General features: G+C 69.4%; 24 protein-coding genes and 1 tRNA gene. 16 read left to right on the top strand and 9 right to left on the bottom strand.

Translation table 11 applies throughout. The annotated features are described in order from the left end of the window. Nucleotides 1-17: 17 nt before the first annotated feature. From mshA to AC5RUP_RS09485, 4 genes are all read right to left on the bottom strand, one after another. Complete coding sequence (gene mshA, locus AC5RUP_RS09500) at nt 18-1250, bottom strand: D-inositol-3-phosphate glycosyltransferase (RefSeq protein WP_494158490.1); 1233 nt, start codon at nt 1248-1250, stop codon at nt 18-20. A gap of 118 nt (nt 1251-1368) precedes the next feature. Continuing rightward, nucleotides 1369-2589 carry an FAD-dependent oxidoreductase gene (locus AC5RUP_RS09495; protein ID WP_494158489.1) on the bottom strand — a complete coding sequence of 407 codons (1221 nt, stop codon included), beginning with the start codon at nt 2587-2589 and terminating at the stop codon, nt 1369-1371. A 25-nt stretch (nt 2590-2614) separates the two neighbouring features. Further along, a complete protein-coding gene (locus AC5RUP_RS09490; RefSeq protein ID WP_494158488.1) occupies nt 2615-3340 on the bottom strand; it encodes a class I SAM-dependent methyltransferase in 726 nt (241 codons plus the stop codon). Nucleotides 3341-3357: 17 nt separating this feature from the next. Beyond that, nucleotides 3358-4533 (bottom strand): type III polyketide synthase, encoded by a 1176-nt coding sequence (locus tag AC5RUP_RS09485; RefSeq protein ID WP_494155062.1) that lies wholly within the window; start codon nt 4531-4533, stop codon nt 3358-3360. A gap of 130 nt (nt 4534-4663) precedes the next feature. On the opposite strand from AC5RUP_RS09485, the gene AC5RUP_RS09480 reads away from it, so the two are divergent. Continuing rightward, nucleotides 4664-5170 carry a hypothetical protein gene (locus AC5RUP_RS09480; RefSeq protein ID WP_494155061.1) on the top strand — a complete coding sequence of 169 codons (507 nt, stop codon included), beginning with the start codon at nt 4664-4666 and terminating at the stop codon, nt 5168-5170. Nucleotides 5171-5229: 59 nt separating this feature from the next. On the opposite strand, the gene AC5RUP_RS09475 is transcribed toward AC5RUP_RS09480, so the two are convergent. Beyond that, a complete protein-coding gene (locus tag AC5RUP_RS09475) occupies nt 5230-5781 on the bottom strand; it encodes a flavin reductase family protein (RefSeq protein ID WP_494131492.1) in 552 nt (183 codons plus the stop codon). A gap of 115 nt (nt 5782-5896) precedes the next feature. Between AC5RUP_RS09475 and AC5RUP_RS09470 the strand changes: the two genes are divergently transcribed. Both AC5RUP_RS09470 and AC5RUP_RS09465 read left to right on the top strand, forming a co-directional pair. Next, the gene (locus tag AC5RUP_RS09470) at nt 5897-7753 is read left to right on the top strand and encodes a thiamine pyrophosphate-requiring protein (protein ID WP_494154918.1); all 1857 of its coding nucleotides are present in this window, start codon (nt 5897-5899) and stop codon (nt 7751-7753) included. Nucleotides 7754-7769: 16 nt separating this feature from the next. After that, nucleotides 7770-8396 carry a DNA alkylation repair protein gene (locus AC5RUP_RS09465; RefSeq protein ID WP_494158487.1) on the top strand — a complete coding sequence of 209 codons (627 nt, stop codon included), beginning with the start codon at nt 7770-7772 and terminating at the stop codon, nt 8394-8396. A gap of 79 nt (nt 8397-8475) precedes the next feature. Here the strand turns inward: AC5RUP_RS09465 and AC5RUP_RS09460 are convergent. Continuing rightward, nucleotides 8476-8559, bottom strand: a tRNA-Leu gene (locus tag AC5RUP_RS09460). Between the two features lie 250 nt (nt 8560-8809). Between AC5RUP_RS09460 and AC5RUP_RS09455 the strand changes: the two genes are divergently transcribed. Then, nucleotides 8810-10114 (top strand): M20/M25/M40 family metallo-hydrolase, encoded by a 1305-nt coding sequence (locus AC5RUP_RS09455; protein ID WP_494067822.1) that lies wholly within the window; start codon nt 8810-8812, stop codon nt 10112-10114. A gap of 32 nt (nt 10115-10146) precedes the next feature. Next, nucleotides 10147-11304: an acyl-CoA dehydrogenase family protein gene (locus AC5RUP_RS09450; protein ID WP_494154842.1), complete on the top strand. Its 1158-nt coding sequence runs from the start codon at nt 10147-10149 to the stop codon at nt 11302-11304. Nucleotides 11305-11332: 28 nt separating this feature from the next. Here AC5RUP_RS09450 and AC5RUP_RS09445 read toward each other — a convergent pair whose 3' ends face one another. Then, complete coding sequence (locus AC5RUP_RS09445; protein ID WP_493999711.1) at nt 11333-11566, bottom strand: DUF5703 family protein; 234 nt, start codon at nt 11564-11566, stop codon at nt 11333-11335. A gap of 52 nt (nt 11567-11618) precedes the next feature. Here AC5RUP_RS09445 and AC5RUP_RS09440 point away from each other — a divergent pair, with 52 nt between their 5' ends. After that, the gene (locus AC5RUP_RS09440; protein WP_493978463.1) at nt 11619-11897 is read left to right on the top strand and encodes a hypothetical protein; all 279 of its coding nucleotides are present in this window, start codon (nt 11619-11621) and stop codon (nt 11895-11897) included. Nucleotides 11898-11967: 70 nt separating this feature from the next. On the opposite strand, the gene AC5RUP_RS09435 is transcribed toward AC5RUP_RS09440, so the two are convergent. Further along, nucleotides 11968-12903, bottom strand: a complete 936-nt coding sequence (locus AC5RUP_RS09435) for an aldo/keto reductase (protein WP_494067824.1) — start codon at nt 12901-12903, stop codon at nt 11968-11970. Between the two features lie 211 nt (nt 12904-13114). Between AC5RUP_RS09435 and AC5RUP_RS09430 the strand changes: the two genes are divergently transcribed. Together AC5RUP_RS09430 and mshC are read left to right on the top strand one after the other, a co-directional pair. After that, the gene (locus tag AC5RUP_RS09430; RefSeq protein ID WP_494067825.1) at nt 13115-13939 is read left to right on the top strand and encodes an undecaprenyl-diphosphate phosphatase; all 825 of its coding nucleotides are present in this window, start codon (nt 13115-13117) and stop codon (nt 13937-13939) included. Nucleotides 13940-14049: 110 nt separating this feature from the next. After that, complete coding sequence (gene mshC / locus AC5RUP_RS09425) at nt 14050-15312, top strand: cysteine--1-D-myo-inosityl 2-amino-2-deoxy-alpha-D-glucopyranoside ligase (protein WP_494153937.1); 1263 nt, start codon at nt 14050-14052, stop codon at nt 15310-15312. A 161-nt stretch (nt 15313-15473) separates the two neighbouring features. On the opposite strand, the gene AC5RUP_RS09420 is transcribed toward mshC, so the two are convergent. Then, the gene (locus AC5RUP_RS09420; RefSeq protein WP_494067933.1) at nt 15474-16334 is read right to left on the bottom strand and encodes a PAC2 family protein; all 861 of its coding nucleotides are present in this window, start codon (nt 16332-16334) and stop codon (nt 15474-15476) included. Between the two features lie 211 nt (nt 16335-16545). Here AC5RUP_RS09420 and AC5RUP_RS09415 point away from each other — a divergent pair, with 211 nt between their 5' ends. From AC5RUP_RS09415 to prcA, 8 genes are all read left to right on the top strand, one after another. Continuing rightward, the gene (locus AC5RUP_RS09415) at nt 16546-17274 is read left to right on the top strand and encodes an HAD family hydrolase (RefSeq protein WP_494131498.1); all 729 of its coding nucleotides are present in this window, start codon (nt 16546-16548) and stop codon (nt 17272-17274) included. Then, complete coding sequence (locus tag AC5RUP_RS09410) at nt 17271-18428, top strand: site-2 protease family protein (RefSeq protein WP_494131499.1); 1158 nt, start codon at nt 17271-17273, stop codon at nt 18426-18428. The genes AC5RUP_RS09415 and AC5RUP_RS09410 overlap by 4 nt, the downstream gene beginning before the upstream one ends. A gap of 111 nt (nt 18429-18539) precedes the next feature. Continuing rightward, nucleotides 18540-19580 (top strand): tRNA (adenine-N1)-methyltransferase, encoded by a 1041-nt coding sequence (locus tag AC5RUP_RS09405; RefSeq protein WP_494131500.1) that lies wholly within the window; start codon nt 18540-18542, stop codon nt 19578-19580. Nucleotides 19581-19785: 205 nt separating this feature from the next. Continuing rightward, on the top strand, nt 19786-21474 hold the full coding sequence (gene arc, locus AC5RUP_RS09400) for a proteasome ATPase (RefSeq protein ID WP_493978557.1): 1689 nt from the start codon (nt 19786-19788) through the stop codon (nt 21472-21474). Between the two features lie 14 nt (nt 21475-21488). After that, complete coding sequence (dop, locus tag AC5RUP_RS09395; protein WP_494132578.1) at nt 21489-23087, top strand: depupylase/deamidase Dop; 1599 nt, start codon at nt 21489-21491, stop codon at nt 23085-23087. A 42-nt stretch (nt 23088-23129) separates the two neighbouring features. Then, a complete protein-coding gene (locus tag AC5RUP_RS09390; protein ID WP_494131501.1) occupies nt 23130-23333 on the top strand; it encodes a ubiquitin-like protein Pup in 204 nt (67 codons plus the stop codon). Nucleotides 23334-23336: 3 nt separating this feature from the next. Beyond that, a complete protein-coding gene (prcB, locus tag AC5RUP_RS09385) occupies nt 23337-24173 on the top strand; it encodes a proteasome subunit beta (protein WP_494090702.1) in 837 nt (278 codons plus the stop codon). Nucleotides 24174-24175: 2 nt separating this feature from the next. Next, nucleotides 24176-24907 (top strand): proteasome subunit alpha, encoded by a 732-nt coding sequence (gene prcA, locus AC5RUP_RS09380; RefSeq protein WP_494131502.1) that lies wholly within the window; start codon nt 24176-24178, stop codon nt 24905-24907.

The following is a 24907-nucleotide window of genomic DNA, read 5'->3' as shown; positions in this document are numbered from 1 at the left end:
GTGCCGGCGCCGCAGGTTCAGCGGCGGAAGTGGTCCACCGCGAGCTGGTAGCTGTGCGCCGTCAGCGCGGCGGTCTGCTCCCAGCCGAAGGACGAGGCGTGCACCGCCGCATTGGCGCCCAGCCGGCGGCGGAACTCCGGATAGTCGTGGAGCTCGCGGAGGGCCCCGGCCCAGCGGGCCGGGTCGTGCCCGTCCACCAGCAGCCCGGTGAGCCCGTGGCTGACCGCCACCGGCAGCCCGCCCACGTTGGTGGCAACGACGGGCGTGCCGCACGCCTGCGCTTCCAGGGCGACCAAGCCGAAGGATTCGCTGAAAGACGGCACCGCCACCACATCGGCGCTGCGGAAGGTGGCCGCCAAGGCGCGCGGCTCCACGGGGGGCGAGAGCGTCACCGTGTCCGCCAGCCCCAGCTTCCCGGCCAGCGCCGGCAGGTCAAGCCCGGCGGACCCGCTGATCTCGCCGATGATCGACACGCGCAGCCGGATGTCGGGCCGCTGGCGGCGCAGTTCCGCCGCGGCGGCCAGCAGGACCTGCGGCCCTTTCAGCACCTGGATGCGGCCGGCAAACACCAGGTGGAAGGTATCCGCGCCGATCCCCGCGGCCTCCCGGTCCGCGCGGCGGCCGTCGGGGCGGAAGGTGTGCAGGTCCACGCCGGGCGGGATCACGTCCACCGTCCCCTCGTCCGCGCCGTAGAGGTCGACCAACTCGGCCGCCTCGGTCAGGGTATTGGCGATCAGCCGGCCGGATCCGGACGCTATGGCTTGTTCGCCGTCGATCCGGGAGGCCGGCTCCGGCGGTTCGCCGGGCTGCAGGTGCAGGTTTTTGACCAGCCCCATCGTGTGCATCGAGTGCACCAGTGGAATGTGCCAGTCGTGCTGCAGCCGCAGCCCCACGGCACCAGAAAGCCAGTAGTGCGAGTGCAGCACGTCGTACCGTGCCCCGTCCCGCTGCGTGAACTGCCGCAGCGAAGCCTCCAGCGCGGCCAGCCGCTGGGGCAGGTCTTCCTTGGTCACCGCGTCGGCTGGGGCCCCGTCCAGGTGGATCACGCGGACGCCGGCGCGGGGATGTTCCACCGGTTCCTGCCCGTCGTGCAGGGAGCGGGTGAAAACGTCGACGGCGGTGCCCAGCGCCGCCTGCTCCCGCGCCAAGGCGCGCACGTAGACGTTCATGCCGCCGGCATCGCCCCCGCCGGGGAGGGCCAGCGGCGAGGTATGCAGCGACAGCACGGCGATGCGCTCCGCGCCGACCATGCCCACCTCCAGACCGTGTCAGCCGGGACGTCTCCGGCTCGGGAAAATCGACGTGCCGCCGAATTTGTCTAGCAGCCACTTTAGCCGCCCGGGTAAGCCCCGGCCGCTTGATGACGGATCAGTGCATGGTGAAGCGGCTGGCCACCGTGTCCTGCACTCCGGGGAAGCGGCTGAGCGTGCTGAACAGGCGGTTGCGTGCCGCGAGCACCGGCGGCGGCAACGGCCTGCCCAAGGCCATATTCAGGTGCGCCTGCCAGATGGCGGTGTTGGCCGCCCGCCGCCGGTCCGCCTCGTATCCTCGCAACGCCGTGCCCGTCCGGTCTCCCGCCAGGGCCGCGGCCACGATCGGAGCCAGGGCCGCGGCATCCAGCCAGCCCAGGTTCATGCCCTGCCCGCCGATCGGGCTGACCTGGTGTGCCGCGTCGCCGACCAGCGCGACGCGCCCGGCTATCAGCCGCCGCGGCATCCGGGAGCTGACGGAGAAGGCGCTGAGCATGGTGCAGCTGTCGGGGTCCGGGCCGGCGCCGGTGCGCCGCCTGACCAGGGAGGCGAGGCCGTCCGGCGTCGGGTGGCTGACCACGCCGGGCATCCTGGCCACCCAGCGCCGGGTACCACCGGGGAGCGGGAAGGATTCGACGATCCCGCCCGCCTCCAAATAGAGCACGGCGTTGCTGCCGTCGCCGGTGGTGTCGGCGAAGTCTCCCATCAGGTAGGCGTCCGGATACACCCGCGTCCGCACCCCGACGCCGAGCTGGTGGCGCAGGGCGGAATAGGCGCCGTCGGCCGCCACCACCAGCCTGGCCCGCACCGTCTCCGCAGCAGCTGCCGGTGCCACGCCCGCAGGCGGTACGGGAGCCCTGCCCGTGCCCGCCGCCGGTTCCGGTCCCGCGCCGTGGCGACAGGACAACTTCACGGTCGCGCCGTCGTCGTGCGCCCCCTGCACCGCCACCGCGCGGCGCAGCGCCCCGGGACGCAGCGCCTCCAGCCGTTCTTCCAGCAGCCGTTCGGTGATGACCTGCGGCACGGCCAGCACGTAGGGATGCGCGTCGGGAAGGCCGTCGAACGAGAGCGACGCGACGTCCCGGCCGCGGCTGCGGGCCACGCCCCGGCGGATGCGGACGCCGGCCGCTAACAGCTGCGGACCCACGCCCGCGTCGTCGAGCACGGCCAAAGCCGGCGGATGGATCCCGATCGCCCGGGAGTGGCTGCTGCGTGCGCCGCGCCGCTCCAGGACCGCGACGTCCATCCCGCGCCGGGCCAGCAGAATGGCCATCAACAAACCCACCGGGCCGCCGCCGACCACGGCGACGTCGAGCAGGCGGTCGCCGGGCGCTTCCACGGGGCGGCCCCGGGGGAGCGCCGCCTCAGGCATCGGTCTCGTGGATCAAGAGTTGCCGGAAACGCGAATCGGGCAGCACCTGCCAATCCGGCGGGACGGCGGCGCGCAATTCCTCCGGGGTGTAGCTGCGGCGGATGGAGGTCAGCCCGTCCCGGCGGATGAAGGAGCGGTGGAAAAACGGCAGCGTCCCGGCGGCGAAGAGCACATACGCCGTGCGGCTGCGGATGATGTCGCTGTGGACTGCGAGGGCCCGTGACAACCGCTGCGAGTCGGCCAGCAGCCCGGCCAGCTCGGGGGCGTCCAGGTGGTGGAGCAAGTGGTTGGACACCACGGCGTCGAAGCTGCGCCCTTCGGCCACCAGTTCCGAGCTGAAGGCCTGCCGGAACTCGAGGCTGGGCGGCCGCGGCCGGGACACGGCGAAGGCATGCGCGCGCGGGTCGGGATCGATGGCCGTGATCCGCAGGTCGAGGCCGTCCCGGGCGGCCAGGCGGGCGAGTAGCCGGGGAACGTCGCCGCCGCCGGAGCCGATATCCAGCAGGGTGGGGGCCACGAGGCCGGCCAGGCGCGGGCGGAGCAGGCGCCGGTAGATGCCGTGCCAACCGGACACCGCCCGGTTGATCAGCGGAAACTGGGCGTAGGTGCGCCGCAGCATCGCGGGGTCGCAGTCCGGCTTGTCCATTTCCTCCACTGCGTCCGTGGCGCGGAGGGTCAGGAACGTCGACGCCTTGCGATCCGGTGGGCGGGCGGCCACTGCGGTCCGTTCCCGCCCTACACCGCCGCTGCCGCGGAAACCTGGCGGGCCTGGAGGGCGGCGGCAGGCACGGTCTTGGTGAACAGGCCGGTTTCCACCGTCAGGCCCGGGCCGAAGGCCATCGAGCAGATCCGTTCCTCCCCGGACCCCGCCGGTTGCTCCAGTATGTGTTTGAGCACAAACATCACGGTGGCGCTGGACATGTTCCCGTACCGCCGCAGCGTTTCCCGGGCCGGCACGAGCTGTTCCCCGGTCAGCTCCAGTTTGGCCTCGACCTTGTCCAGGATGCTGCGGCCGCCCGGATGGATCGCCCAGTGCTCAATGTCGCGGTAGGGTCTTGCCGCCAGGTCCGGTTCACGGGCCAGCAGCGGCTCCAGCGCACCGACGATGTGTTCGTCGATGATGTGCGGAACGTAGGTCCCCAGGACCATTTCGAAGCCCTCGTCGCCGATGTTCCAGGCCATGGATTCCTCGCCGACGGGTGTGAGGACGGTTTCGAAGTGGTCCAGCCGGATGGCCGGTCCGGTCTCGTCCAGGCCGCGCGCGGTGATGACCGCCGCCGCCGCGCCGTCCGCGAACAGGGAGGAGCCCACGATGGTGTCCGGGTCGTTGGACGTGCGCACGTGCAGCGTGCAGAGTTCGGCCGATACGACCATCACCACCGCCTGCGGATCGGCGTCGCAGAACGATTTGGCCGCCCGCAGGGCCGGGAATGCCGCGTAGCAGCCCATGAAGCCGAGATGGTAGCGCTGGACGGCGGGACTGAGCCCCAGCGCACGCACGATCTTGTAGTCGGGGCCCGGGTTGAAGAACCCGGTGCAGGAGACGGTGATGAGGTGCGTGATGTCCGCCGGGCCGATCCCCTCGCAGGAGGCAAGCGCCTTGCCGGCCGCCTCAATGAACAGCGGGGTAGCCTTGTCCGCGAAAATGTCGTTCCGCACCTTCGTGCTGGGAGAGAGCAGCTGCCGGGATTCGGCGTCGAAGAACACCGGGTTGTCCGCCCGCTTGGCCGTCGTGAGTTCCTCGACGGCGGTGTACCGGGTGTCGATGCCGGACTGGTCGAACGATGTGGTCACCAGGCGCTGTCCCAGGCGCGTCAAGCCCGGTTGCGTGGAGAACACGTCCCGCGCCTCCGACTGGATCAGGATGGTATCCGGAACAGCGGTTTCCAGGGCTCTCAGCGTGGCCGTCATAGTCCATTCATAGAGCAGGCGGCCGGGTAAGACAATGGACCGGCCGCCGGGCTCCCGGCTGAACCGCTACGTATTACGCGGGCGTCTTACCGGTTGATGGGCCAGGTCTGGGACACAAGGAGCGGATCCGGTGGAGTACGAAATCAATTCGCTGCCGCTGCACGTGCTCCTGGTCCACGCCACCGTGGTGTTCGTTCCGCTGGCGGCGCTGTGCGTTGCGCTCACCCTGCTCTGGCCGGCGGCGAGGCGGCGCCTGGGGATTGCCACCCCCCTGATCGCCTTGCTGGCCCTGGTGCTGGTGCCGGTCACCCAACAGGCCGGCCACTGGTTGTTCCTCAGGATCGACCAGACGCCGCTGGCCGTCGAACACATGCGGTTGGGCGACATGCTGCTGCCGTGGGTCGCCGGCCTTTTCGCCGCGGCGCTGGGGCTGTGGCTGTGGTTCCGCTACGGAACGACGGCGGACGCCTCCTCCCGGCGCAGGCTTGGCGCCGGATACCGTGTCATCGCGGCGGTGGTCGCCGTCGCCGTGCTGGCCGTGTGTGCGGGCGCCACGGTGGCGGTGGTGCTGACCGGCGAATCCGGAACGCGGGCGGTCTGGGAAGGCGCCTACTCCGGGCCGCCGGCGCTGCCCTGACCGGCTGCTACCGGCCCAGGCGCCGGCATCGCGCGCTCCGGGGCTGTGGTGCGGCGCTGCTACCGGCCCAGGCGCCGGTAGGAGGAGCCGAAGTGGATGAGCGGATCGGCGCTTTCCGAACCGGCAGCGTCCCGGCCCATGGCCAGCACCTCGCCGACGATCAGCAGGTGGGTGGCCGCCGGATGCACCGCCGTCGTCCTCAGCTCGAACCACGCGGGGGCCCCGCCGATCACCGCGGCACCGGTGGCCGGGCCGCGCCGGTACGGCACCTGGTTGAGCAGGCCTTCCACCGGATTGCCCGGGCTCGCCAGCCAGTTCGCCGTGCCCTGGTGCTGCGACGCCAGCAGGCTCAAGGCCCAGGTCCCCGACTCGGCCACGGCGTCGCAAATCCTCGACTCCTCGAAGAGGCTGACCAGCATGGTGGGCGGATCGTAGGACACCGAGAGATAACCGCTGACGGTCGCCGCGTAGTCCCGGTTCCGCCACCGCGTCGACACGACCGCGACGCCCGCGGCAATGTCGGCGCTGAGCGTGCGGTACAGGTCGATGTCCCGCTGGTCCGCCGCGCCCTGCCGGACGGGATGGGCCGCCAGTTCTCCGTCCAGTTCCATGCCGCCATCTTTGCATGCCGGCCGCGGCGCGGCTCCGGGAAGGGTATAAAACGACGGCACCGGATGATAGGGATGATAGACAGTAAGCACCCTGAGGATTACGAGTGGAGTGGATATGGCCCAGCGGCTCGTTGCAGACCTTATTGTCGATCGGCTTCGCGCGTGGCAGGTGTCGCGGATCTTCGGCTACAGCGGCGACGGCATCAACACGTTCATGGGCGCTCTGCGGCGCGCGGGGACGATCGAGTTCGTCCAGGCCCGGCACGAGGAAAATGCCGCCTTCATGGCGGTGGGGCACGCCAAGTACACGGGCGGGGTGGGGGTGGTCACGGCCACCCAGGGTCCCGGCGCCATACACCTGCTCAACGGCCTGTACGACGCCAAACTCGACAGCGTCCCGGTAGTGGCCATCGTCGGGCAGCAGTCGCGCACCGCGCTCGGCTCCGGGTACATGCAGGAAGTGGACCTGGCCAACCTGACCAAGGACGTGGCCACCTTCCGGCAGCAGGTGAGCACCCCGGAGCAGGTTCCGCTGGTGCTGGACCGCGCCTTCAAGGCGGCCCTGAGCGGCCGCGGCCCGGCCGTGGTGATCATTCCGCACGACATCCAGAAACTTCCCGCCCCCGAACTCGAGCACTCCCATGGCGTGGTGACCACCGCGCCGATCTGGCGTGCCCCGCACGTGGTCCCGGACCCGGACGACCTGCGCGCGGCCGCGGCCGTGCTCAACGCCGGGCAGCGGGTTGCCCTGCTGGTAGGACAGGGAGCGCGGGATGCCCGCGGGCAGGTGGTTGCGGTGGCGGAGAAGCTCGGGGCCGGCATCGCCACCAGCCTGCTCGGCAAGCCCTATGTGGACGAGTCGCTGCCTCTTGCGGCCGGAACCATGGGTCACCTGGGCACCGCCGCCAGCGGCCAACTGCTGGCACACTGCGACACCTTGCTGATCGTCGGCTCCAACGACCCCTGGACGGAGTTCTACCCGCCGCCGGGCGCCGCGCGTGCCGTGCAGATCGACAATGATGCCAGTGCCATCGGCAACCGCTATCCGGTCGAGGCGGCGCTCACCGGCGACGCCGCCACGACCCTGGCGGCGCTGCTGCCGCTGCTGGAGGACCGCCCCGCCGGCCAGTGGCGAGAGCAGGTGGAAGGCTGGGTGCGGCAGTCGCGCGAGCTGTCGCGGCAGCGGGCCATGACGCCGGCGCAACCGGTCAACCCGGAACGGGTGGCCTTTGAGCTGAGCGAAAGATTCCCGCCGGACGGCCTGCTCGCCGTCGATGTTGGCAGTTCCGTCTACTGGTATGCCCGGCAGCTGCGGCTGCCGGCGGGCGCCCAGGCGCACCTCTCCAGCACCCTGGCAAGCATGGGCTGTTCGATACCGTACGGCATCGCCGCCAAGCTGGCCGGCCCGGAACGGGTGGTTGTTGCCCTCACGGGGGACGGGGCCATGCAGATGAGCGGCCTGGCCGAACTGATTACCGTCGGCCGGCTCTGGCAGCGGTGGATGGACCCCCGTTTTGTGGTCTGCGTCCTGAACAACCGGGAACTCGCCGAAGTGACCTGGGAACAACGGGAAATGGAGGCCGAGCCGCGGTTCGCCGACAGCCAGGCCCTGCCCGATGTCGACTACGCGGGCTACGCACGGCTGCTCGGACTGCACGGGAAGCGGGTCGAGGACCCCGAGCAGCTCGGGGCCGCATGGGATGAGGCACTGGCCGCCGACCGGCCGTATCTCATCGAGGTGCTCACCGATCCCGATGTTCCGCTGCTCCCGCCGTTCCCTGCCGGCCGGGAAAACGCCGAAACCATGCAGCGGTCGCTTGATCAGGAAGGGCAGGCGGCCGACGGCGCGAAGGACCTGCTGCGCACCTACACCGGCCAGGAAGAAGGAGGCAACGAACGGGCACCCGGCCAGGAAGAAGCCGGTGCCGAACGGGCACCCGGACAGGAGGGAACCGGCCGGGACGCCGAGTGAATGAAAGACTTGATGGATGAGCGAGGCGGCAGAATTCATCGACCTCACGTTGCGGCGGGAAGCCTCCTGGGAACGGGCGGAAGCGCAGAACGGGGCGGGCGAAGGATTGCGCTACTACGGTGCGTCGGTCGGCGCGGTCCGGGGTACGGTCCGGGACGCCGGGCGGAAGTTCCGGCCGCTCTCGCACGACGAGGTGACCGCCCTCAGCTCCGAACTGTGGGCCCGGCCGGTCTTCGAGCGGCGCCTGGCCGCCGTGGTGCTGCTGCAGTCGAACCAACGTCTCTTGCGAGGCTCGGACCTCACCCGGCTGGAAGGCTTCCTGCGCGACGCGCGCCTTGCGGCCCTGGCCGACCCGCTCGCCGTTGACGTCGTCGGTCCCTTGATCCAGGGGCTGACCGGCCAGTCCCGCACGCGTGCGGAAGCGATCCTCGATCGGTGGGCGGAAGAAGAGGACCCGTGGCTGCGCCGGGCCGCCCTGCTTGCCCCCTTGCGGGCGGTGCGGGCCGGCCGGGGTGATGCCGGCGGGTTTGTGCGCCGGGCACATGCTGCGGAGGACGACGACAGCGGCATCGTCCAGGAGGCGGTCGCCGTGGTGCGCGCCGAATCGGCCGCCATCGGCCAGCGGCGGATGCCGTCTCCCTAGGCACGCCGCCGCCGGGGAGGCCGGCGGTCTGTGCGCTCTGCGGGCACAAAAAAGCCCCGGAAATCCGGGGCTTTCTCTGTGCGCAGGAAGGGACTCGAACCCTCACCCTCAATAAGAGGACTAGCACCTCAAGCTAGCGCGTCTACCATTCCGCCACCCGCGCAGGTGGACTTTCGCCGGTTCTCCAGCGGCCGTCAGGCGCACCGATTCCGTCGAAAGCAGCGAGAAAAACTCTAACATGTTTTGCTCGAACTGTTGAATCGGGCCCTCCGTGCGCCCGACGATGCCGGCAGCGGGGCGCAGCTTCGGCGCCGCCCCGCTGCCCGCGCCGCGGCGCCGCCTGCGGACAGCTGCTGCACTCGGCCGCTCCCGCTCGTTAGGCTGGGGACAGACATCGATTCCGAGGAGCCTTCATGACTGTACCGAGCCCGCACGAAGAAGTGGCCGAGATCTGCCAGGAACTGATCCGGATCGACACCTCCAACTACGGCGGCAACGAGGGGCCGGGGGAGCGGCTGGCCGCCGAGTACGCGGCCGGACTGTTGGAAGAAGCCGGGCTGGCCACCGACGTGTTCGAGTCCGCGCCCGGCCGGACGTCTGTCGTCACGAGGATGGCCGGCACGGACCCCTCGGCGCCGGCGCTGGTCGTGCACGGACACCTGGACGTGGTGCCGGCGCAAGCCGATGACTGGCAGGTGGATCCGTTCAGCGGCGAGGAGCGGGACGGGCTCATCTGGGGCCGGGGCGCCGTGGACATGAAGGACATGGACGCGATGATCCTCTCGGTGGCGCGGCACATGGCACGCAGCGGCACCCGGCCGCGCCGCGACATCGTCTTCGCGTTCTTCGCCGACGAAGAGGCCGGCGGCACGTACGGGGCGCGCTGGGCGGTAGAGAACCGTCCCGAGCTTTTCGACGGCGCCACCGAGGCCATCTCGGAAGTGGGCGGCTTCTCGGCCACCATCGGCGGCCGCCGCGCCTACCTGCTCCAGACCGCGGAGAAGGGGATCGCGTGGCTGCGGCTGGCAGTCGCCGGCCGGGCCGGGCACGGTTCCCAGATCAATACGGACAACGCGGTGACCACGCTGGCGGCCGCGGTGGCCCGGATCGGGGCGCACCAGTGGCCGATCGAGCTGACGGACACCACCCGCCGGTTCCTCGACGGGGTGACCGAGCTGACCGGCGTCGAATTCGACCCGGACAACCCGGACATCCTGCTCAAGGAACTGGGCACCCTGGCCCGTTTTGTCGGCGCCACCCTGCAGAACACGTCCAACCCGACGGTGTTGAAGGCCGGCTACAAGGAAAACGTGATCCCCGGGCTGGCCGAGGCACGGATCGACGCCCGGACACTGCCCGGGCAGGAAGAGCTCGTGCTGGCCACCATCCGCGAACTGGCCGGCCCCGACGTGCAGGTCAGCTACGTGCACCAGGACAGGTCGCTGGAGGTGCCGTTCGCCGGGAATCTGGTGGACGCCATGATCGATTCGCTCGCGCATGAGGATCCGGACGCCGTGGTGCTCCCGTACACGCTCTCCGGCGGCACGGACAACAAGGCGCTGGCCCGGCTGGGCATCACCGGCTACGGCTTCGCTCCGCTGCGGTTGCCCGACGACCTGGACTTCACCGGGATGTTCCACGGCGTGGACGAACGGGTGCCGGTGGACTCGCTGAAGTTCGGCACCCGCGTCCTGCAGCGCCTGCTCACCACCTACTGACCTCTTGGAACGACGACGAAAGGACCACCGGCATGCCCGCCAGTGTTGAAGAACTGCTCCCGGACGACCTGCTCGAGACCATCAGGGGCCGGGCCGCAGGGTACGACGAAGCGAACAGCTTCTTCCACGAAGACTTCGCCGATCTCGTCGAGGCGGGCTACCTGAAAATGTTCGTCCCGGAGGAAGACGGCGGCCTGGGCTACACGCTGGAGGAGGCAACCAGGGCGCAGATGCGGCTGGCCACCGCGGCGCCCGCCACGGCGCTGGCGGTCAACATGCACCTGGTGTGGACCGGCGTCGCGCGGGTCCTCAAGGCCCGCGGCGACGACAGCATGGACTACGTCTTGGCGGAGGCCGGCCGCGGCGAAGTCTTCGGGTTCGGGGTCTCCGAGGCCGGCAATGACCAGGTCCTCTTCGATTCGCGCACCGTCGCCGCACCCCGCGGGGACGGCGGTTACGAGTTCACCGGTACGAAGGTGTTCACCAGCCTCTCGCCCGCCTGGACGCGGCTCGGCGTCTTCGGCCGCGACGATTCCGGCACCGAACCCCAGCTGGTGTGGGGGTTCATCGACCGGGACGAGCCCGGCTACCGGATCAAGGACGACTGGAACACGCTGGGCATGCGCGCCAGCCAGTCCAACACCACGGTGCTGGAAGGCGCGGTTGCCGCGCCGGAGCGGATCTTCCGGAAACTGCCGGTGGGGCCCAACCCGGATCCGTTGATCTTCGGCATCTTCTCGTGCTTCGAAATCCTGCTCTCGTCCGTCTATGCGGGAATCGGCACCCGGGCCCTGGACCTCGCGGTGGAAGCCGTGCACCGCCGTCGTTCGCTGAAAACGGGCAAGAGCTACGCGCAGGATCCGGACATCCGCTGGCGGGTGGCCGACGCCGCCCTGGCCATGGACGGGCTGTACCCGCAGTTGGCGTCCATCGCCCGCGACGTGGACACGCTGGCCGACCACGGCAAGTTCTGGTTCGCCAAACTGTCCGGCATCAAGATCAGGGCCACCGAAACCGCCAAGGACGTGGTGGAGAAGGCGGTACGCGTCTCCGGCGGCGGCGGGTATTTCCGCGGCGGTGAACTGGAGCGGCTGTACCGGGACGTGCTGGCCGGGCTCTACCACCCCTCGGACGACGAGTCAGCGCACAGCACCGTGGCAACGGCCTGGCTGGGGCCGCTGGAAGACTGACCCGGGCAAACGCACCGCCTGAGCCCGGTCAGGCGGTGCGTTCGACCTTGAGCACCCTGCGGCGGAGCCAGTACTTGCGGCCGCCGCCCAGGTACAGCCGGGTCCGGACCAGATCCCACTTGCCGTACTCGGCGTGCTCGGTCAGCGCGCGGCGGGCTTCGCCGACGGATTCGTCTTTGTTCACGGTCAGGACCAGGTATTCGTACTGCCGGGCGTAGTCGCGTTCGCGGGTGACGGCGGCACCTAGAAATTGTTCTCTCATTGCCCTCCTGTTCTCTTCACTTATTCTCCACAATGCGGCTAACGTCTACAGCATGAGCATTGATCCGCGCGTCGCACTCGAGTCACTGGTTTCCGCCCTGCAGGAGCATCTGGCCGCCGCATCCAGCCGCCGGGGCGATGACGATCCTGCCGTGGAAGCGGCCTTCTCGTCCATTATGGAATCGTTCGAAACCTACGAGGACGCGCTCTACGATGCTTACGGCGAAGTGACGCCGCTGGTCATTTACGACGAGTCGGACGACGAGGGCATGGACGAACCCGACGACGTGGTGGACCCGTTCGACGACGATCTGGAGATCGAAGAAAAGTAGCACGCCCCGGGGCCGCCCGGACCCGATCAAGCGCCTAGGCGCCGGCTCCGCCGCGCCTAAGGGCGGGACGTTACGGCGTGGAAATCTCGTCCAGGGCCTGGCCGATCGCGGCGGGCAGGGCGTCCAACGGCGCCTTCAGGATTTCTGCCAGCTGGGCGGGTGTGCGGGGACCCACCACGGCCGTGCCGACGGCGGGCCGCTGCAGCAGCCAGCTCAGCGCCAGGTCCAGCGGCCGGACGTCCAGGCCGCGCGCCGCCGTGGCCAGCGCATCCACGATCCGGGCCGGCCGGCCGCTCAGGTACGGTTCCACGTACCCGGCGTGCTGCTCGGAGGCGGCCCGGGAATCGGCCGGAATGCCCGTGCGGTACTTGCCGGTCAGGACGCCGCGTCCCAGCGGCGACCAGGCCATCAGGCCCGGCCCGAGGGCCCGCGCCGCCGGAATGACTTCGTGTTCGGCCCGGCGGTGCAGCAGCGAATATTCGTTCTGCACCGCGACCAGCGGAACAGGGCTGATCGAGGCCGCCCGGGCCAGCTGCCAGCCGGAGTAGTTGGACACTCCCACATAACGGGCGCGGCCCGACGACACCGCGTGCTCGAGGGCGGACAGGGTCTCTTCCAGCGGCGCGCCGCCGTCGTCCCAGAGATGGACCAGCCACAGGTCCAGGTAGTCCGTGCCCAGCCGGGCCAGGCTGGCGTCCAGGCTGCGCAACATGGCGCCGCGGGACGTGTCCACCTCACGCCGGCCCTCGCTGCGCGTCACGCCCGCCTTGGAGACCACCAGCACCTCCTGCCGGGGAACCAGCTCGCCCAGGAACGCCCCGAGCATGGCCTCGCTGCGGCCTTCGGCGTACGGCGCGGCGGTGTCCAGGAGCGTGCCGCCGGCGTCCAGGTAGGCGCGCAGCATCGTGCCGGCGGCCTCCTCGTCCGTTTCCTCTCCCCACGTCATCGTTCCCAGCGACAGCTGCGGGACCTTCAGCCCGCTGTGACCCAAGCGATTGTGCTCCATAAAGCCAGCTTATGGCCTGCGCCGCCGCGCCCTTGGCAGCGGCCCGCCGAGCGACGCGCGTGCGGCGCAGCGCGTGCCCCGTCCTCCCGGACGGGCGGCCCGTCCGCACCGGCCCACGCCGGGCACCCGGGGTCATACCGTGGGCGGATCTTCGCCGCCGCGGCTGTGTCCGTTTCCGTTTCGCGCGCCTTGGTGCCATAAGGTCGAGGATGTGAATTGGCTAGAAGCAATCATCCTGGGGCTCGTCCAGGGCCTGACCGAGTTCCTCCCGATCTCGTCCAGCGCCCACCTGCGCATCGTCGGAGAGCTCCTGCCCGGTGCCGCCGACCCCGGGGCCGCCTTCACCGCCATCACCCAGCTGGGCACGGAGACCGCCGTCGTCGTCTATTTCTGGCGCGATATCGTCAACATCATTAAGGCCTGGTTCGGCTCGCTCACCGGCAAGGTACCCCGGAACGACCCGGACGCCCGGATGGGCTGGCTGGTCATCATCGGCTCGATCCCCATCGGCGTGCTCGGGCTGCTGTTCCAGGACCAGATCGAATCCACCTTCCGCAGCCTGTGGATCGTGGCCACCATGCTGATTGTCTTCGGCGTGTTCCTGGCCATCGCCGACTCCATCGGCCGCCAGGTGCGCACGCTGGACAAGCTCACCTACAAGCACGGCATCCTGTACGGGCTGGCCCAGGCGCTGGCCCTGATCCCGGGCGTCTCCCGCTCCGGCGGCACCATCACCGCCGGCCTGTTGATGGGCTACACCCGCGAGGCCGCCGCCCGGTACTCGTTCCTGCTGGCGATTCCGGCGGTCTTCGCCTCGGGCCTGTACCAGCTGGCCAAGAGCTTCGGCGAACCCGGGCCGTACGGGCTGGGGGAGACGGCGTTGGCCACGGTGGTGGCCTTCGGCGTCGGCTTCGTGATCATCGGATGGTTCCTGAAGTACGTGTCCACCCGCAGCTACCGGCTCTTCGTCTGGTACCGGATCGCCCTGGGCGCGCTGTTGTTCGTGCTGCTGGGCGCCGGAGTCATCAACGCCTGACCCGCGGGAATTTATCCGGCTCCTGCATCCTTGAATGTTAGGAGCGTAATTTACGACGGCGGCCCGCCCGCCATCTGCGTCCGTGCACCTCATCGGAAGGAAACTCAAGAGTGCTTGGTTGGAATGCCCGTGCCGTACCCGAAATTCCGGGCGGCAAAGACGAACTGACCATCCACGACACCTCCGTGGGGTCGCTGGTACGGCTTGAGCCGTCCTCGACGGGAAGCCTGTACGTCTGCGGCATCACCCCGTACGACGCCACGCACATGGGCCATGCCGCCACCTACGTGGCCTTCGACCTGCTCAACCGCTATTGGCGCGACGCCGGTCGCACCGTCAAGTATGTGCAGAATGTCACGGACATCGACGATCCGCTGCTGGAACGCGCCGCGGCCACCGGCATGGACTGGCAGCTGCTGGCGAAGGACCAGACCGAGCTGTTCCGCACGGACATGGAAGAGCTCAACGTCATCCCGCCCGGGGAGTACATCGGAGCGGTGGAATCGATCGAGTGGATCGTTCCGGTGGTGGAGGACCTGCTGGCCCGCGGCCTCGCCTACCGCGTGCCCGGCACCGGCGGCGAGCCCGACGGCGACGTCTACTTCGATTCCGTGGCCGCAGCGGGACCGGGCTGGCACAACGGCGCCACCTCCAGGCTGACCGAAGACCAGATGCTGCCGCTCTTTGCCGAGCGCGGCGGCGATCCGGAGCGCCCGGGCAAGAAACACCCGCTGGACGCACTGTTGTGGCGCGTCGCCCGCGACGGCGAACCCGAGTGGCCGGGCGCCTCGCTCGGCCCCGGCCGCCCCGGCTGGCACATCGAGTGTTCGGTGATCGCGCGCAGATTCCTGCCGGAGACCTTCGACGTCCAGGCCGGCGGCTCGGACCTGAGCTTCCCGCATCACGAAATGAGCGCCGGGCACGCCTACGCCATGACCGGCAAGCCGCTGGCCAAGCACTTCATGCACGCCGGCATGGTCGGCCTCGACGGCGAAAAAATGAGCAAGTCCAAGGGCAACCTCGTGCTGGTCTCGGCCCTGCGCGAAGAAGGCGTGGAGCCTGCAGCGATCCGCACCGTGCTGCTGGGCCAGCATTACCGCAGCGACTGGTTCTGGACCGAGGACCTGCTCCGCCAGGCGCAGGCGCGGCTTTCTGCGTGGCGCGGCGCGGCCCCCTTTGTGCGGGCCGAGCAGGTACCCGAGCTTTCGCAGCAAATCCGCCGGGCGCTCTCGAACGACCTCAACGCACCCGCGGCTCTGGCCGAAATCGACGGCTTCGCCGAGCACTCCCGGCAGCAGGCCGCAGGGCAGGCCGGTGACGGCGCCGAGCAGTTCGCGGCGCTGCTCGACGCGCTCCTCGGTATCCGGCTCTAAGCCAAGAACCGGGGCCGGAGGCGGGAACCACTAAGCCGCGCATCGCCGAGCGAGGAACGAGCGAGAAGGGCGGGGCGGGCAGGGACCCGGCGTGGCGACGAAGTCGACACGACAGGGCCCGCCCCAACCGGCTAAGCGGCGTGTGGTTCCCGTGCAGGCCCCTACTCTTTCCCGCGCTTCTTGAGGTAGCGCTCAAATTCGCGGGCGATGGATTCCCCGGTCGCCTCCGGCAACTCGGCCGTGTCCTTGGCTTCCTCCAGCTGCCGCACGTAGGCGGCGACTTCCGGATCCTCGGTGGCAAGTTCGTCCACGCCGCGCTCCCACGCTTCGGCTTCTTCGCTCAGGACCGACACTTCCAGCGGGACCTGCAGGATGTCCTCCAGCCGGTGCAGCAAAGCCAGCTCGGCCTTGGGGGAGGGCGACTGTCCCACGTAGTGCGGCACCGCGGCCCAGACGGACATGGTGGGAATGCCGGCCAGCGAGGCGACATCGGACAACACTCCGACGATTCCGGTGGGGCCTTCGTACTGGCTGGATTCGGTATTCAGGGCGCGGCGGACGTCGTCGTCGTCGCTGGTGACCGTGACGGGAATGGGGCGCGTGTGCGGCACGTCGGCCAAGAGGGCGCCGACCAGGATGATGCAGTCCACGCCCAGCTCTTCGGCGTGGGCCAACAGCTCCGCGGTGTAGGCGCGCCAGCGGTAGGACGGCTCCACCCCGTGGACAAAGATAATGTCCAGCAGGCTGCCCGGGATGCTGCTGCGGGTCAGTTTCGTCGTCGGCCATTTGATCCGGCGTTCCCCTGAAGCGGTGCGGTGCACCACCGGCCGGGTGAACTGGAAATCGTAATAAAGATCCGGGTCCACCGTGGCCACCTTGTGGCTGTCCCAGAGCCGGCTCAGGTACTTGACGGCGTCCGTGGCGGCTTCGCCGGCATCGTTCCAGCCTTCGAAGGCGGCCAGCATCACGGTATAACGCCGCGGTGGCTCGCCGGGCTTCGTCTGCGGGAACAGCAAGTGCAAACCGCGCTGCTCGCCGTCGCCTTCCGTGGGCAGGTCGCCACTGTCCTGAGTACTCACGGTTTCACCCTAATCCTCCCGGCACGGCTTGTCAGTGAGCCGACATTCGATTCGCGCCCAGCATAGCCCCCGATTCCGGTGCCGGAGCCCCGTGCCGGAGCCCGTGACGGGGCCGATGCCGGGGCCGGGCAGGAAGGGCCCGTAGACTGGATGCATGCCCGAAATTTCCCCTTCCCCCGCTGCGTCCAGCCACCCGTCGTCCGGCCTGCAGGCCGTTTTCTGGGACATGGACGGAACGCTCGTCGACACCGAGCCGTACTGGATCGAAGCCGAATCCGAATTGGTTGCGTCGTTCGGCGGCGTGTGGAACGACGAACTGGGCAAAAAGCTGGTGGGCAACGCGCTGGAGACTTCGGCGGCCGTGCTGCAGCAGGCCGGCGTCGAGCTGGGCATCCGCGAGATTGTCGACCGGCTGATCGACGCCGTGACCGAACGTGTCCGCGGCCGCACCCCGTGGCGCCCCGGCGCGCGGGAGCTGCTCGCGGAGCTGGCCGAAGCAGGCATTCCGTCCGTCCTGGTGACCATGAGCGAGACCAAGCTCGCCGCCGAAGTGGTCAGGGCGCTGCCCGAGGGCAGCTTCCGCCACGTCGTCACCGGTGACATGGTGACGCGCGGCAAGCCGGACCCGGAACCGTACCAGCAGGCCTTCGACTGGCTCAGCGGCCACCTGCCCGGCGCCGACAAGCAGTACGTCGTGGCGCTGGAAGACTCGGTCCCCGGAGTTGCCTCCGCCGAAGCCGCCGGCCTCGTGACCGTGGCCATCCCGCACGTCGTGCCCGTGCCGCCGGCACCGGGGCGCCCGCACTGGGACAGCCTGGCCGGAAAGGGCCTGGGGGACGTGGAACGCGTCCTGGCGGGCGCCGCCCAGGAAGCAGGAGTATGAGCGGGCAGACCCCCCGGCCGGCCGAGGAGAAGGAGCGCAGCGAAGGGATTCCCCTGGGCCGCATGTTCGGTGTCCCGGTGGTCCTGGCCTGGTCCTGGTTCGTGATCGCCGCCTTCATCGTGCTGATCTTCGGCCCCCAGGTGCAGCGCCTGATGCCGGAAATCGGCGTGGGAGCCTACGCCGTGGCCTTCGGCTACGCGCTGCTGCTGCTGTTCTCGGTGCTGGTGCACGAACTCGCCCACGCCCTGACGGCCAGGACCTTCCGGTGGCCGTCGGCCAAAATCGTGCTCAACCTCTGGGGCGGCCACACGCAGTTCGACAACTTCAACGCCACGCCGGGCAAGTCCCTGCTGGTGGCCTTGTCCGGGCCCGTGGCCAACTTTGCCCTGGCCGGCGCCGGCCTGCTGGTGCTGCCGCTGTTCCGCGGCGAACCGATTCCGTTCCTACTGACCGACATCTTCATCTGGGCCAACTTCCTGGTGGCCGTCTTCAATATCCTGCCGGGGCTCCCGTTGGACGGCGGGCGACTGGTGGAGACCGCCGTCTGGAAGGCGACCGGCAGCCAGGAGAAGGGGACCGTGGCGGCGGGCTGGGCCGGCCGCGCCATCGTGGTGCTGCTGGTGATCGGCGTGATCGGCGTCCCGCTGCTGCGGGGCGGAACGCCGGACCTGCAGCTGGTGGTGCTGATGGTGCTGGTGTGCGGTTTCCTCTGGATGGGCGCCAGTTCGGCCATCTCGCACGCCCGGATGCGGCTGCGGCTGCCGTCCGTCAGCGCCGGGCAGCTCAAGCTCCCGGCCGCGTCGCTGCCCGCCACCGCCACGGTGGACCAGGTGCGGCAGCTGATCCAAGGCGACCCCGGGCTCTCCGTGGTGCTCACCGCCGCGACCGGCCAGCCCGAAGCAGTAGTGGACCGCACGGCACTGGACCAGGTGCCGCCGCAGGCCGCCACCGGTACGCCCGCCGCGGCCGTCTCCCGGGCCTTGGCGCCGGGTGCCTACGTCCCCGAGGCCGCCGCCGGGCAGGAGCTCGTGCAGTACCTGGCCCGGCTGGCCGGCAGCGAGTACGCCGTGATCGACGCCGACGGCCGCGTCACCGGGGTGCTCCAGCAAAGCACGGTGGTCCGGGCCATCACCGGCAAGGCCGGCAGGCTCTGATCCCGCCGGCCGTGCGCGCCGAAACCCGGCCGCCGGCCGGAATACAATCGACGAACCGGCCCGGCAGACACCGCCGCGGCCGCACACACAACGACCGGAAGTGATCCACGCATGAGCTCCTTCACCAGCGCGCACGGCGCCGACCAGCGACGCGGGCCGTTTCGGCCCGGGGAACGGGTCCAGCTCACGGACGAAAAGGGCCGGATGAACACCATCACCCTGACGCCCGGTGGCGCGTTCCATACGCACAAGGGCTTCCTGCCGCATGACGAGGTGATCGGACGGGAAGAGGGCACCGTCGTGGCAAACACGGTGGGCCACCGGTACCAGGCCCTGCGCCCGCTGCTTTCGGACTTCGTGCTCTCCATGCCACGCGGTGCCGCCGTGGTCTACCCCAAGGACGCCGCCCAGATCGTGACCATGGCGGACATCTTCCCGGGCGCCCGGGTGGTGGAGGCCGGGGTCGGCTCGGGTGCGCTGAGCATTTCGCTGCTGCGCGCCGTGGGCGACGGCGGACGGCTGCACTCGTTCGAGCGGCGCGAGGAATTTGCCGACGTCGCCCGCGGCAACGTGGAAACGTTCTTCGGCGGGCCGCACCCCGCCTGGCAGATCTCGCTGGGCGATTTCCAGGACGAAGTCGTCAAAACCGAGGAACCCGGCAGCGTGGACCGGGTGGTGCTGGATATGCTGGCGCCGTGGGAATGCCTCGACGCCGTGGCGACGGTGCTGGCGCCCGGCGGCGTCTGGATCAGCTACGTCGCGACCGTTACCCAATTGTCACGTACCGCCGAGGCGATCCGGGCCGACGGCCGGTTCACCGAGCCCGACGGCTGGGAGTCGATGGTCCGCGGCTGGCACCTGGAGGGCCTGGCCGTCCGTCCCGACCACCGCATGGTGGCGCACACCGGTTTCCTGCTCACGGCCCGCCGGCTGGCCGGCGGCGAGACGGGCCTGACGCCCAAGCGCCGTCCGTCCAAGACCGGCTTCGCCGCCGAGGACGTGCAGGCGTGGACCGGCGACGAGGACGATTGGAATGCCGAGGCGCTGGGGGAGCGGACCGTGTCCGACCGCCGGCTCCGCCGCGTTGCCAAGGACGCCGCCTCCACCGTGCAGCGGGGAGCGTTCAAGGACATCAATCCCGAAACCGACTGAGGACGGGGCGCGGCCGCTTCCGTGAGGGCATCGGAACAAGATGTCTCGGTTTGGCGTTTTCTTTCGTAGACAGGTGCAGCCGGCGCGGGTGCCGGTTAGTGTCTAGGGAAGGAACCGATCACGGAAGCAGGTCGCGGTGATGAACGACCAGAACCAGAACAACCAACCGGCACCGGCTGAACGGCAGGACGACCAGCGCGACGCGCTGACGGTCGCCCAGCGCCAGATCAACGTCCTGCGCGACAAACTGCGCCACCTGGACAAGCAGTTGGCCGCGGCCACGCAAAACAATTCCCGCCTCGTCTCCACGCTCGAGACCGCGAAGAGCGAGATCGTCCGGCTTAAGTCCGCCCTCGAACGCGACGGCGAAACCCCCTTCAGCTTCGCGACCATCACCCAGGTCAACAAGGCGCAAAGGCCGCGGCCCGGCACGAGCAACGCTGCCGTGGTGCAGGAGAGCGTCGACATCGTGCAGTCCGGGCGCAAGCTGCGCGTCGCGGTCAGCCCGCTGGTGAAGATGGACCACCTCGCCCCCGGCCAGGAGGTCCTGCTCAATGAATCGCTGACAGTGATCGCCGCGCTCGGCTTCGAGCGCTCCGGCGAGCTTGTCACCATCAAGGAGATGCTCGACGGCGACCGCGTCCTGGTGGTCGGACGGGCCGACGAGGAACGCGTCGTCAAGCTGTCCGGCGCCCTGCGGACCGAACGGCTCCGGGTCGGCGACGCCGTGTCCATCGACGCCCGCAGCGGTTACGCGCTGGAGAAGATTCCGCGCAGCGAGGTGGAGAACCTTATCCTCGAGGAAGTGCCGGACATCTCCTACGAGGACATCGGCGGCCTCGGACCGCAGATCGACCAGATCCGCGACGCCGTCGAGCTTCCCTTCCTGCATCCCGACCTCTACCGCGAGCACGGCCTGAAGGCCCCCAAGGGCATCCTGCTCTACGGCCCTCCCGGCTGCGGCAAGACGCTGATCGCCAAGGCCGTGGCCAACTCCCTGGCCGCCAAGGCCATCGAGCGCAGCGGCACGGACACCCGCAGCTACTTCCTGAACATCAAGGGACCGGAACTGCTGGACAAGTACGTAGGCGAGACCGAGCGGCACATCCGGCTGATTTTCGCCCGGGCACGCGAGAAGGCATCCGACGGGAGCCCGGTGGTGGTCTTCTTCGACGAAATGGATTCGCTGTTCCGCACCCGCGGCACCGGCGTCTCGTCCGACGTCGAAACGACCATCGTGCCGCAGCTGCTGTCCGAGATCGACGGCGTCGAGAAGCTGGAGAACGTGATCGTCATCGGCGCCTCCAACCGCGAGGACATGATCGACCCGGCCATCCTTCGCCCCGGCCGGCTGGACGTGAAGATCAAGATCCACCGGCCGGACGCCGAGGCGGCCGCGGACATCTTCGCCAAGTACCTCACCACCAATCTGCCCATCCATGCCGAGGACCTCGCCGAACACGGGCAGGACCGCAAGGCCACCATCGACGCAATGATCCAGCGCACGGTCGAGGAGATGTACTCCACGGACAAGTCCAACGAGTACCTGGAAGTCACCTACGCCAGCGGCGACACGGAAATGCTGTACTTCAAGGACTTCAATTCCGGCGCCGTCATCCAGAACGTGGTGGACCGGGCCAAGAAGAACGCCATCAAGGACCTGCTGACCAACCAGCAGAAGGGCCTGCGGATCGAGCATCTGCTCAGCGCCGTGGTGGACGAATTCCGCGAGCACGAGGACCTCCCCAACACCACCAACCCGGACGACTGGGCCCGGATTTCCGGCAAGAAGGGCGAGCGGATCACCTACATCCGCACCATCGTGCAGGGCAAAGCCGGGCAGGAGGCCGGCAAGGCCATCGAAACGATGTCGAACACCGGGCAGTACCTGTGAGCGTCTATCGCGTGATGGGTTCGGAGACGGAGTATGGCATCCATGCTCCCGGCGAACCCCTGGCCAACTCCACGGTGCTCTCCTCGCAGGTGATCAACGCGTACGCGGCGACCATGCGGAAGGGCCTGGGGAACCTGGCCGGCACCCGGTGGGATTACACCGACGAGGAGCCGCTGCACGATGCCCGGGGATTCGACCTGTCGCGCGACCAGGCCGACCCGTCCCAGCTGACCGATGTCCCGCCGATCCTCGACGCCGAGCAGATAGCGCTGGCCGGCGGCCGCGCGGCCGGCAGCGAGTTCTACACGGACGAATCCTCCGGCGTGCTCATGAACATGGTGCTCAGCAACGGGGCCCGGCTGTACGTGGACCACGCCCACCCGGAATACTCCTCGCCCGAGGTGACCAACCCGCTGGATGCGGTGCGCTGGGACAAGGCGGGCGACGCCGTCGTGCTCGCGGCGATGCGCAGGATCGCCGCCACGCCGGGATTCTCGCCGGTCAACCTGTACAAGAACAACACGGACAACAAGTCGGTCTCCTACGGCGCGCACGAGAACTACCTGATGCCGCGCAGCGTGCCGTTCAACCGGATCGTCACCGGCTTGATTCCGTTTTTCGTGTCCCGGCAGGTCGTGTGCGGTGCCGGGCGGGTGGGGCTGGGCAGCAACGGCCGCACCCCGGGTTACCAGGTCAGCCAGCGGGCGGATTTCTTCGAGGCCGAAGTGGGGTTGGAGACCACCATCCGGCGGCCCATCATCAACACCCGGGACGAACCGCATGCGGTCGCGGACAAGTACCGGCGGCTGCACGTGATCATCGGCGACGCGAACCTGAGCGAGGTGTCGATTTTTCTCAAGATGGGCACCACCGCCGTCGTGCTGTCCATGATCGAACACGGCGAGGTGCCGGACGTCCAGCTCGCCGACCCGGTGCAGGCCCTGCAGGCGATCAGCCACGACCCCTCCCTGCAGCAGAAGGTCCCGCTCAAGGACGGCAGCATGGTCACAGGCCTGGACCTGCAGGAGATCTACCTGCAGGCAGCGGTGGAGCATTGCCGCCGGCACGGGACGGACAGCGGCCAGACCGCGGACGTGCTGCGGCGCTGGGCTGCGGTGCTGGAGACACTCCGCCGGGACCCGATGGACGCCGCCGACCAGCTGGACTGGGTGGCCAAGCTCAAACTGCTTCAGGCCTACCGGGACCGGGACGGCATGGAATGGGGCGACCCGCGCCTGGGCCTGATCGACCTGCAATATGCCGACGTCCGGCCCGAGAAGGGCCTCTACCACCGCCTGGCCGCACGCGGCCGGATCCGCCGGCTGCTCTCGGACGCCCAGATCGACGCCGCCGTGGGCGAGCCGCCCGAGGACACCCGGGCCTACTTCCGCGGGAAGTGCATTCAGCACTTCCCCCGCGAGGTCGTCGGGGCCAGCTGGGACTCGGTGATTTTCGATCTTCCCGACCGGCGCCGGCTGCAGCGCATCCCCACCCGCGAGCCGTTGCGCGGCAACCGCGCACTGACCGGCAGGCTCTTCGAGGAAGCTTCGTCGGCAGAGGAGTTCATCACGGCGTTGCTGGGCCCCGCGGACGAGCCCCACGTGGCAACATAAGGACTAGGACAGAGTCGATCGTCCCACCAGAAGGAGGCCATCATGGCAACCCAGGACCGCAAGAACGTGGACTCGCACCGCGACGACGAAGAGTACGACGACGAGCCCACGCCCGAGCCTGCCGCCGCGCCCGCCGGGCAGGCCGAGACCGAAGGCACGGATGATCTGCTGGACGAGATCGACGGCGTGCTGGAACAGAACGCTGAAGAATTCGTGCGCGGTTTCGTGCAGAAGGGCGGCCAGTAGTTGATGGACATGCCGGCCGGCGGTCCGGGCTCGGTTTTCGCCCAGATTTCCCATTCAGCCACCGCCTCCTTCAGCGAGTATCTGGCGCGCACCGCCCCGGATCTGCTGCCGGGCGCCCGCGGGGCCCAGCAGCTGCCGGCGGGGGCGGCACCGATGGTGCCCCACGGCACCACCATCGTCTCGATGACGTTCGCCGGCGGCGTGCTCATGGCCGGCGACCGGCGGGCAACCATGGGCAACGTGATTGCCAGCCGGCATATTGAAAAGGTCTTTCCGGCCGACTCCCATTCGCTGCTGGGCATCGCCGGCACCGCCGGAATCGCCCTGGACATCACGCGGCTCTTCCAGGTGGAACTCGAGCACTACGAGAAGATCGAAGGCACGCTGCTCAGCCTCGACGGCAAGGCCAACCGGCTGGGGGCGATGATCCGGTCGAACCTGCCGATGGCGATGCAGGGCCTCGCGGTCATCCCGCTGTTCGCCGGTTTCGATGCCGAGCGCCGGGTGGGCCGGCTGTTCTCCTACGATGTCACGGGCGGACGCTATGAGGAGCAGGAACACCACAGCGTGGGGTCCGGGTCGGTCTTTGCCCGCGGGGCGCTGAAGAAGCTCTGGCAGCCGAACCTGGAGGAAGCGGCAGCGGTCCGGGTGGCCATCGAAGCCCTGTACGACGCCGCCGACGACGACTCGGCGACCGGGGGACCGGATGCCGTCCGGCAGGTCTGGCCCGTGATCTACACCGTCAACGCCGCCGGCGCCCGCCGGATCCCGGACCGGGAACTGGCCGCCACGTCCGAGGCCGTCATCGGCGCGCGCGCCGTGGCCGGACGGGAGGCCTGAGCATGACGCAGCAGTTCTATGTCTCGCCCGAACAGCTGATGAAGGACCGGGCGGACTTCGCCCGGAAAGGCATCGCCCGGGGACGTTCGGTGGTGGTGCTCAGCTGCTCCGAGGGAATCGCGCTGGTCGCCGAAAACCCCTCGCCGGCGCTGCACAAGATCGGGGAAATCTACGACCGGATCGCGTTCGCCGCGGTCGGCAAATACAACGAGTTCGAAAGCCTGCGCCAGGCCGGCGTCCGCTACGCCGACGTGCGCGGCTACTCCTACGACCGGGACGACGTCACCGGCCGTGGCCTCGCCAGCGTCTACGCGCAAAGCCTGGGCGCCGTGTTCACCGCCGACAGCAAGCCGTTCGAAGTGGAGCTTGCCGTCGCCGAGGTCGGCGATACGCCGGCCGAAGACCGGCTGTTCCGGCTGACCTTCGACGGGTCCATCGCCGACGAACGCGGCTTCGTGGTGATGGGTGGTTCGGCCGAGGCGGTGGGCGAGAGGCTGCGCGGCAACCGGGCGGCCGACCGGGACTTTTCCGGCGCGGTCCGGGCGGCGGTGGCCGCCCTGTCCGGCGGGACCGGCGAGCAGGACGCGGGGCAGGGCAGGGAACTGCGTCCCGAGGGACTGGAAGTCGCCGTCCTGGACCGCGACCCGCTGTCCACCCGCGGGAGCCGGCGCGCCTTCCGCCGGTTGCCGACCGCAGAACTGGACCGGATATTAGGCGAGGGAATGGACGGCTAG

The sequence above is a fragment of the Arthrobacter sp. Y3223151 genome (assembly GCF_059091125.1).
Note: the sequence above shows the minus strand (reverse complement) of the source record. Positions and strands in the feature narration are given on the sequence as shown.

Bases quoted from the DNA above. Each gene is read 5' to 3' on its own strand.
- prcB (WP_494090702.1), top strand. From the start codon at position 23,337: ATGGACATGCCGGCCGGCGGTCCGGGCTCGGTTTTCGCCCAGATTTCC.
- AC5RUP_RS09410 (WP_494131499.1), top strand. From the start codon at position 17,271: ATGAGCGGGCAGACCCCCCGGCCGGCCGAGGAGAAGGAGCGCAGCGAA.
- mshA (WP_494158490.1), bottom strand. From the start codon at position 1,250: ATGGTCGGCGCGGAGCGCATCGCCGTGCTGTCGCTGCATACCTCGCCG.
- AC5RUP_RS09450 (WP_494154842.1), top strand. From the start codon at position 10,147: ATGCCCGCCAGTGTTGAAGAACTGCTCCCGGACGACCTGCTCGAGACC.
- prcA (WP_494131502.1), top strand. From the start codon at position 24,176: ATGACGCAGCAGTTCTATGTCTCGCCCGAACAGCTGATGAAGGACCGG.
- AC5RUP_RS09390 (WP_494131501.1), top strand. From the start codon at position 23,130: ATGGCAACCCAGGACCGCAAGAACGTGGACTCGCACCGCGACGACGAA.
- AC5RUP_RS09415 (WP_494131498.1), top strand. From the start codon at position 16,546: ATGCCCGAAATTTCCCCTTCCCCCGCTGCGTCCAGCCACCCGTCGTCC.
- AC5RUP_RS09445 (WP_493999711.1), bottom strand. From the start codon at position 11,566: ATGAGAGAACAATTTCTAGGTGCCGCCGTCACCCGCGAACGCGACTAC.
- dop (WP_494132578.1), top strand. From the start codon at position 21,489: ATGGGTTCGGAGACGGAGTATGGCATCCATGCTCCCGGCGAACCCCTG.
- AC5RUP_RS09440 (WP_493978463.1), top strand. From the start codon at position 11,619: ATGAGCATTGATCCGCGCGTCGCACTCGAGTCACTGGTTTCCGCCCTG.
- AC5RUP_RS09465 (WP_494158487.1), top strand. From the start codon at position 7,770: ATGAGCGAGGCGGCAGAATTCATCGACCTCACGTTGCGGCGGGAAGCC.
- AC5RUP_RS09470 (WP_494154918.1), top strand. From the start codon at position 5,897: ATGGCCCAGCGGCTCGTTGCAGACCTTATTGTCGATCGGCTTCGCGCG.
- AC5RUP_RS09435 (WP_494067824.1), bottom strand. From the start codon at position 12,903: ATGGAGCACAATCGCTTGGGTCACAGCGGGCTGAAGGTCCCGCAGCTG.
- AC5RUP_RS09455 (WP_494067822.1), top strand. From the start codon at position 8,810: ATGACTGTACCGAGCCCGCACGAAGAAGTGGCCGAGATCTGCCAGGAA.
- AC5RUP_RS09475 (WP_494131492.1), bottom strand. From the start codon at position 5,781: ATGGAACTGGACGGAGAACTGGCGGCCCATCCCGTCCGGCAGGGCGCG.
- AC5RUP_RS09405 (WP_494131500.1), top strand. From the start codon at position 18,540: ATGAGCTCCTTCACCAGCGCGCACGGCGCCGACCAGCGACGCGGGCCG.
- AC5RUP_RS09485 (WP_494155062.1), bottom strand. From the start codon at position 4,533: ATGACGGCCACGCTGAGAGCCCTGGAAACCGCTGTTCCGGATACCATC.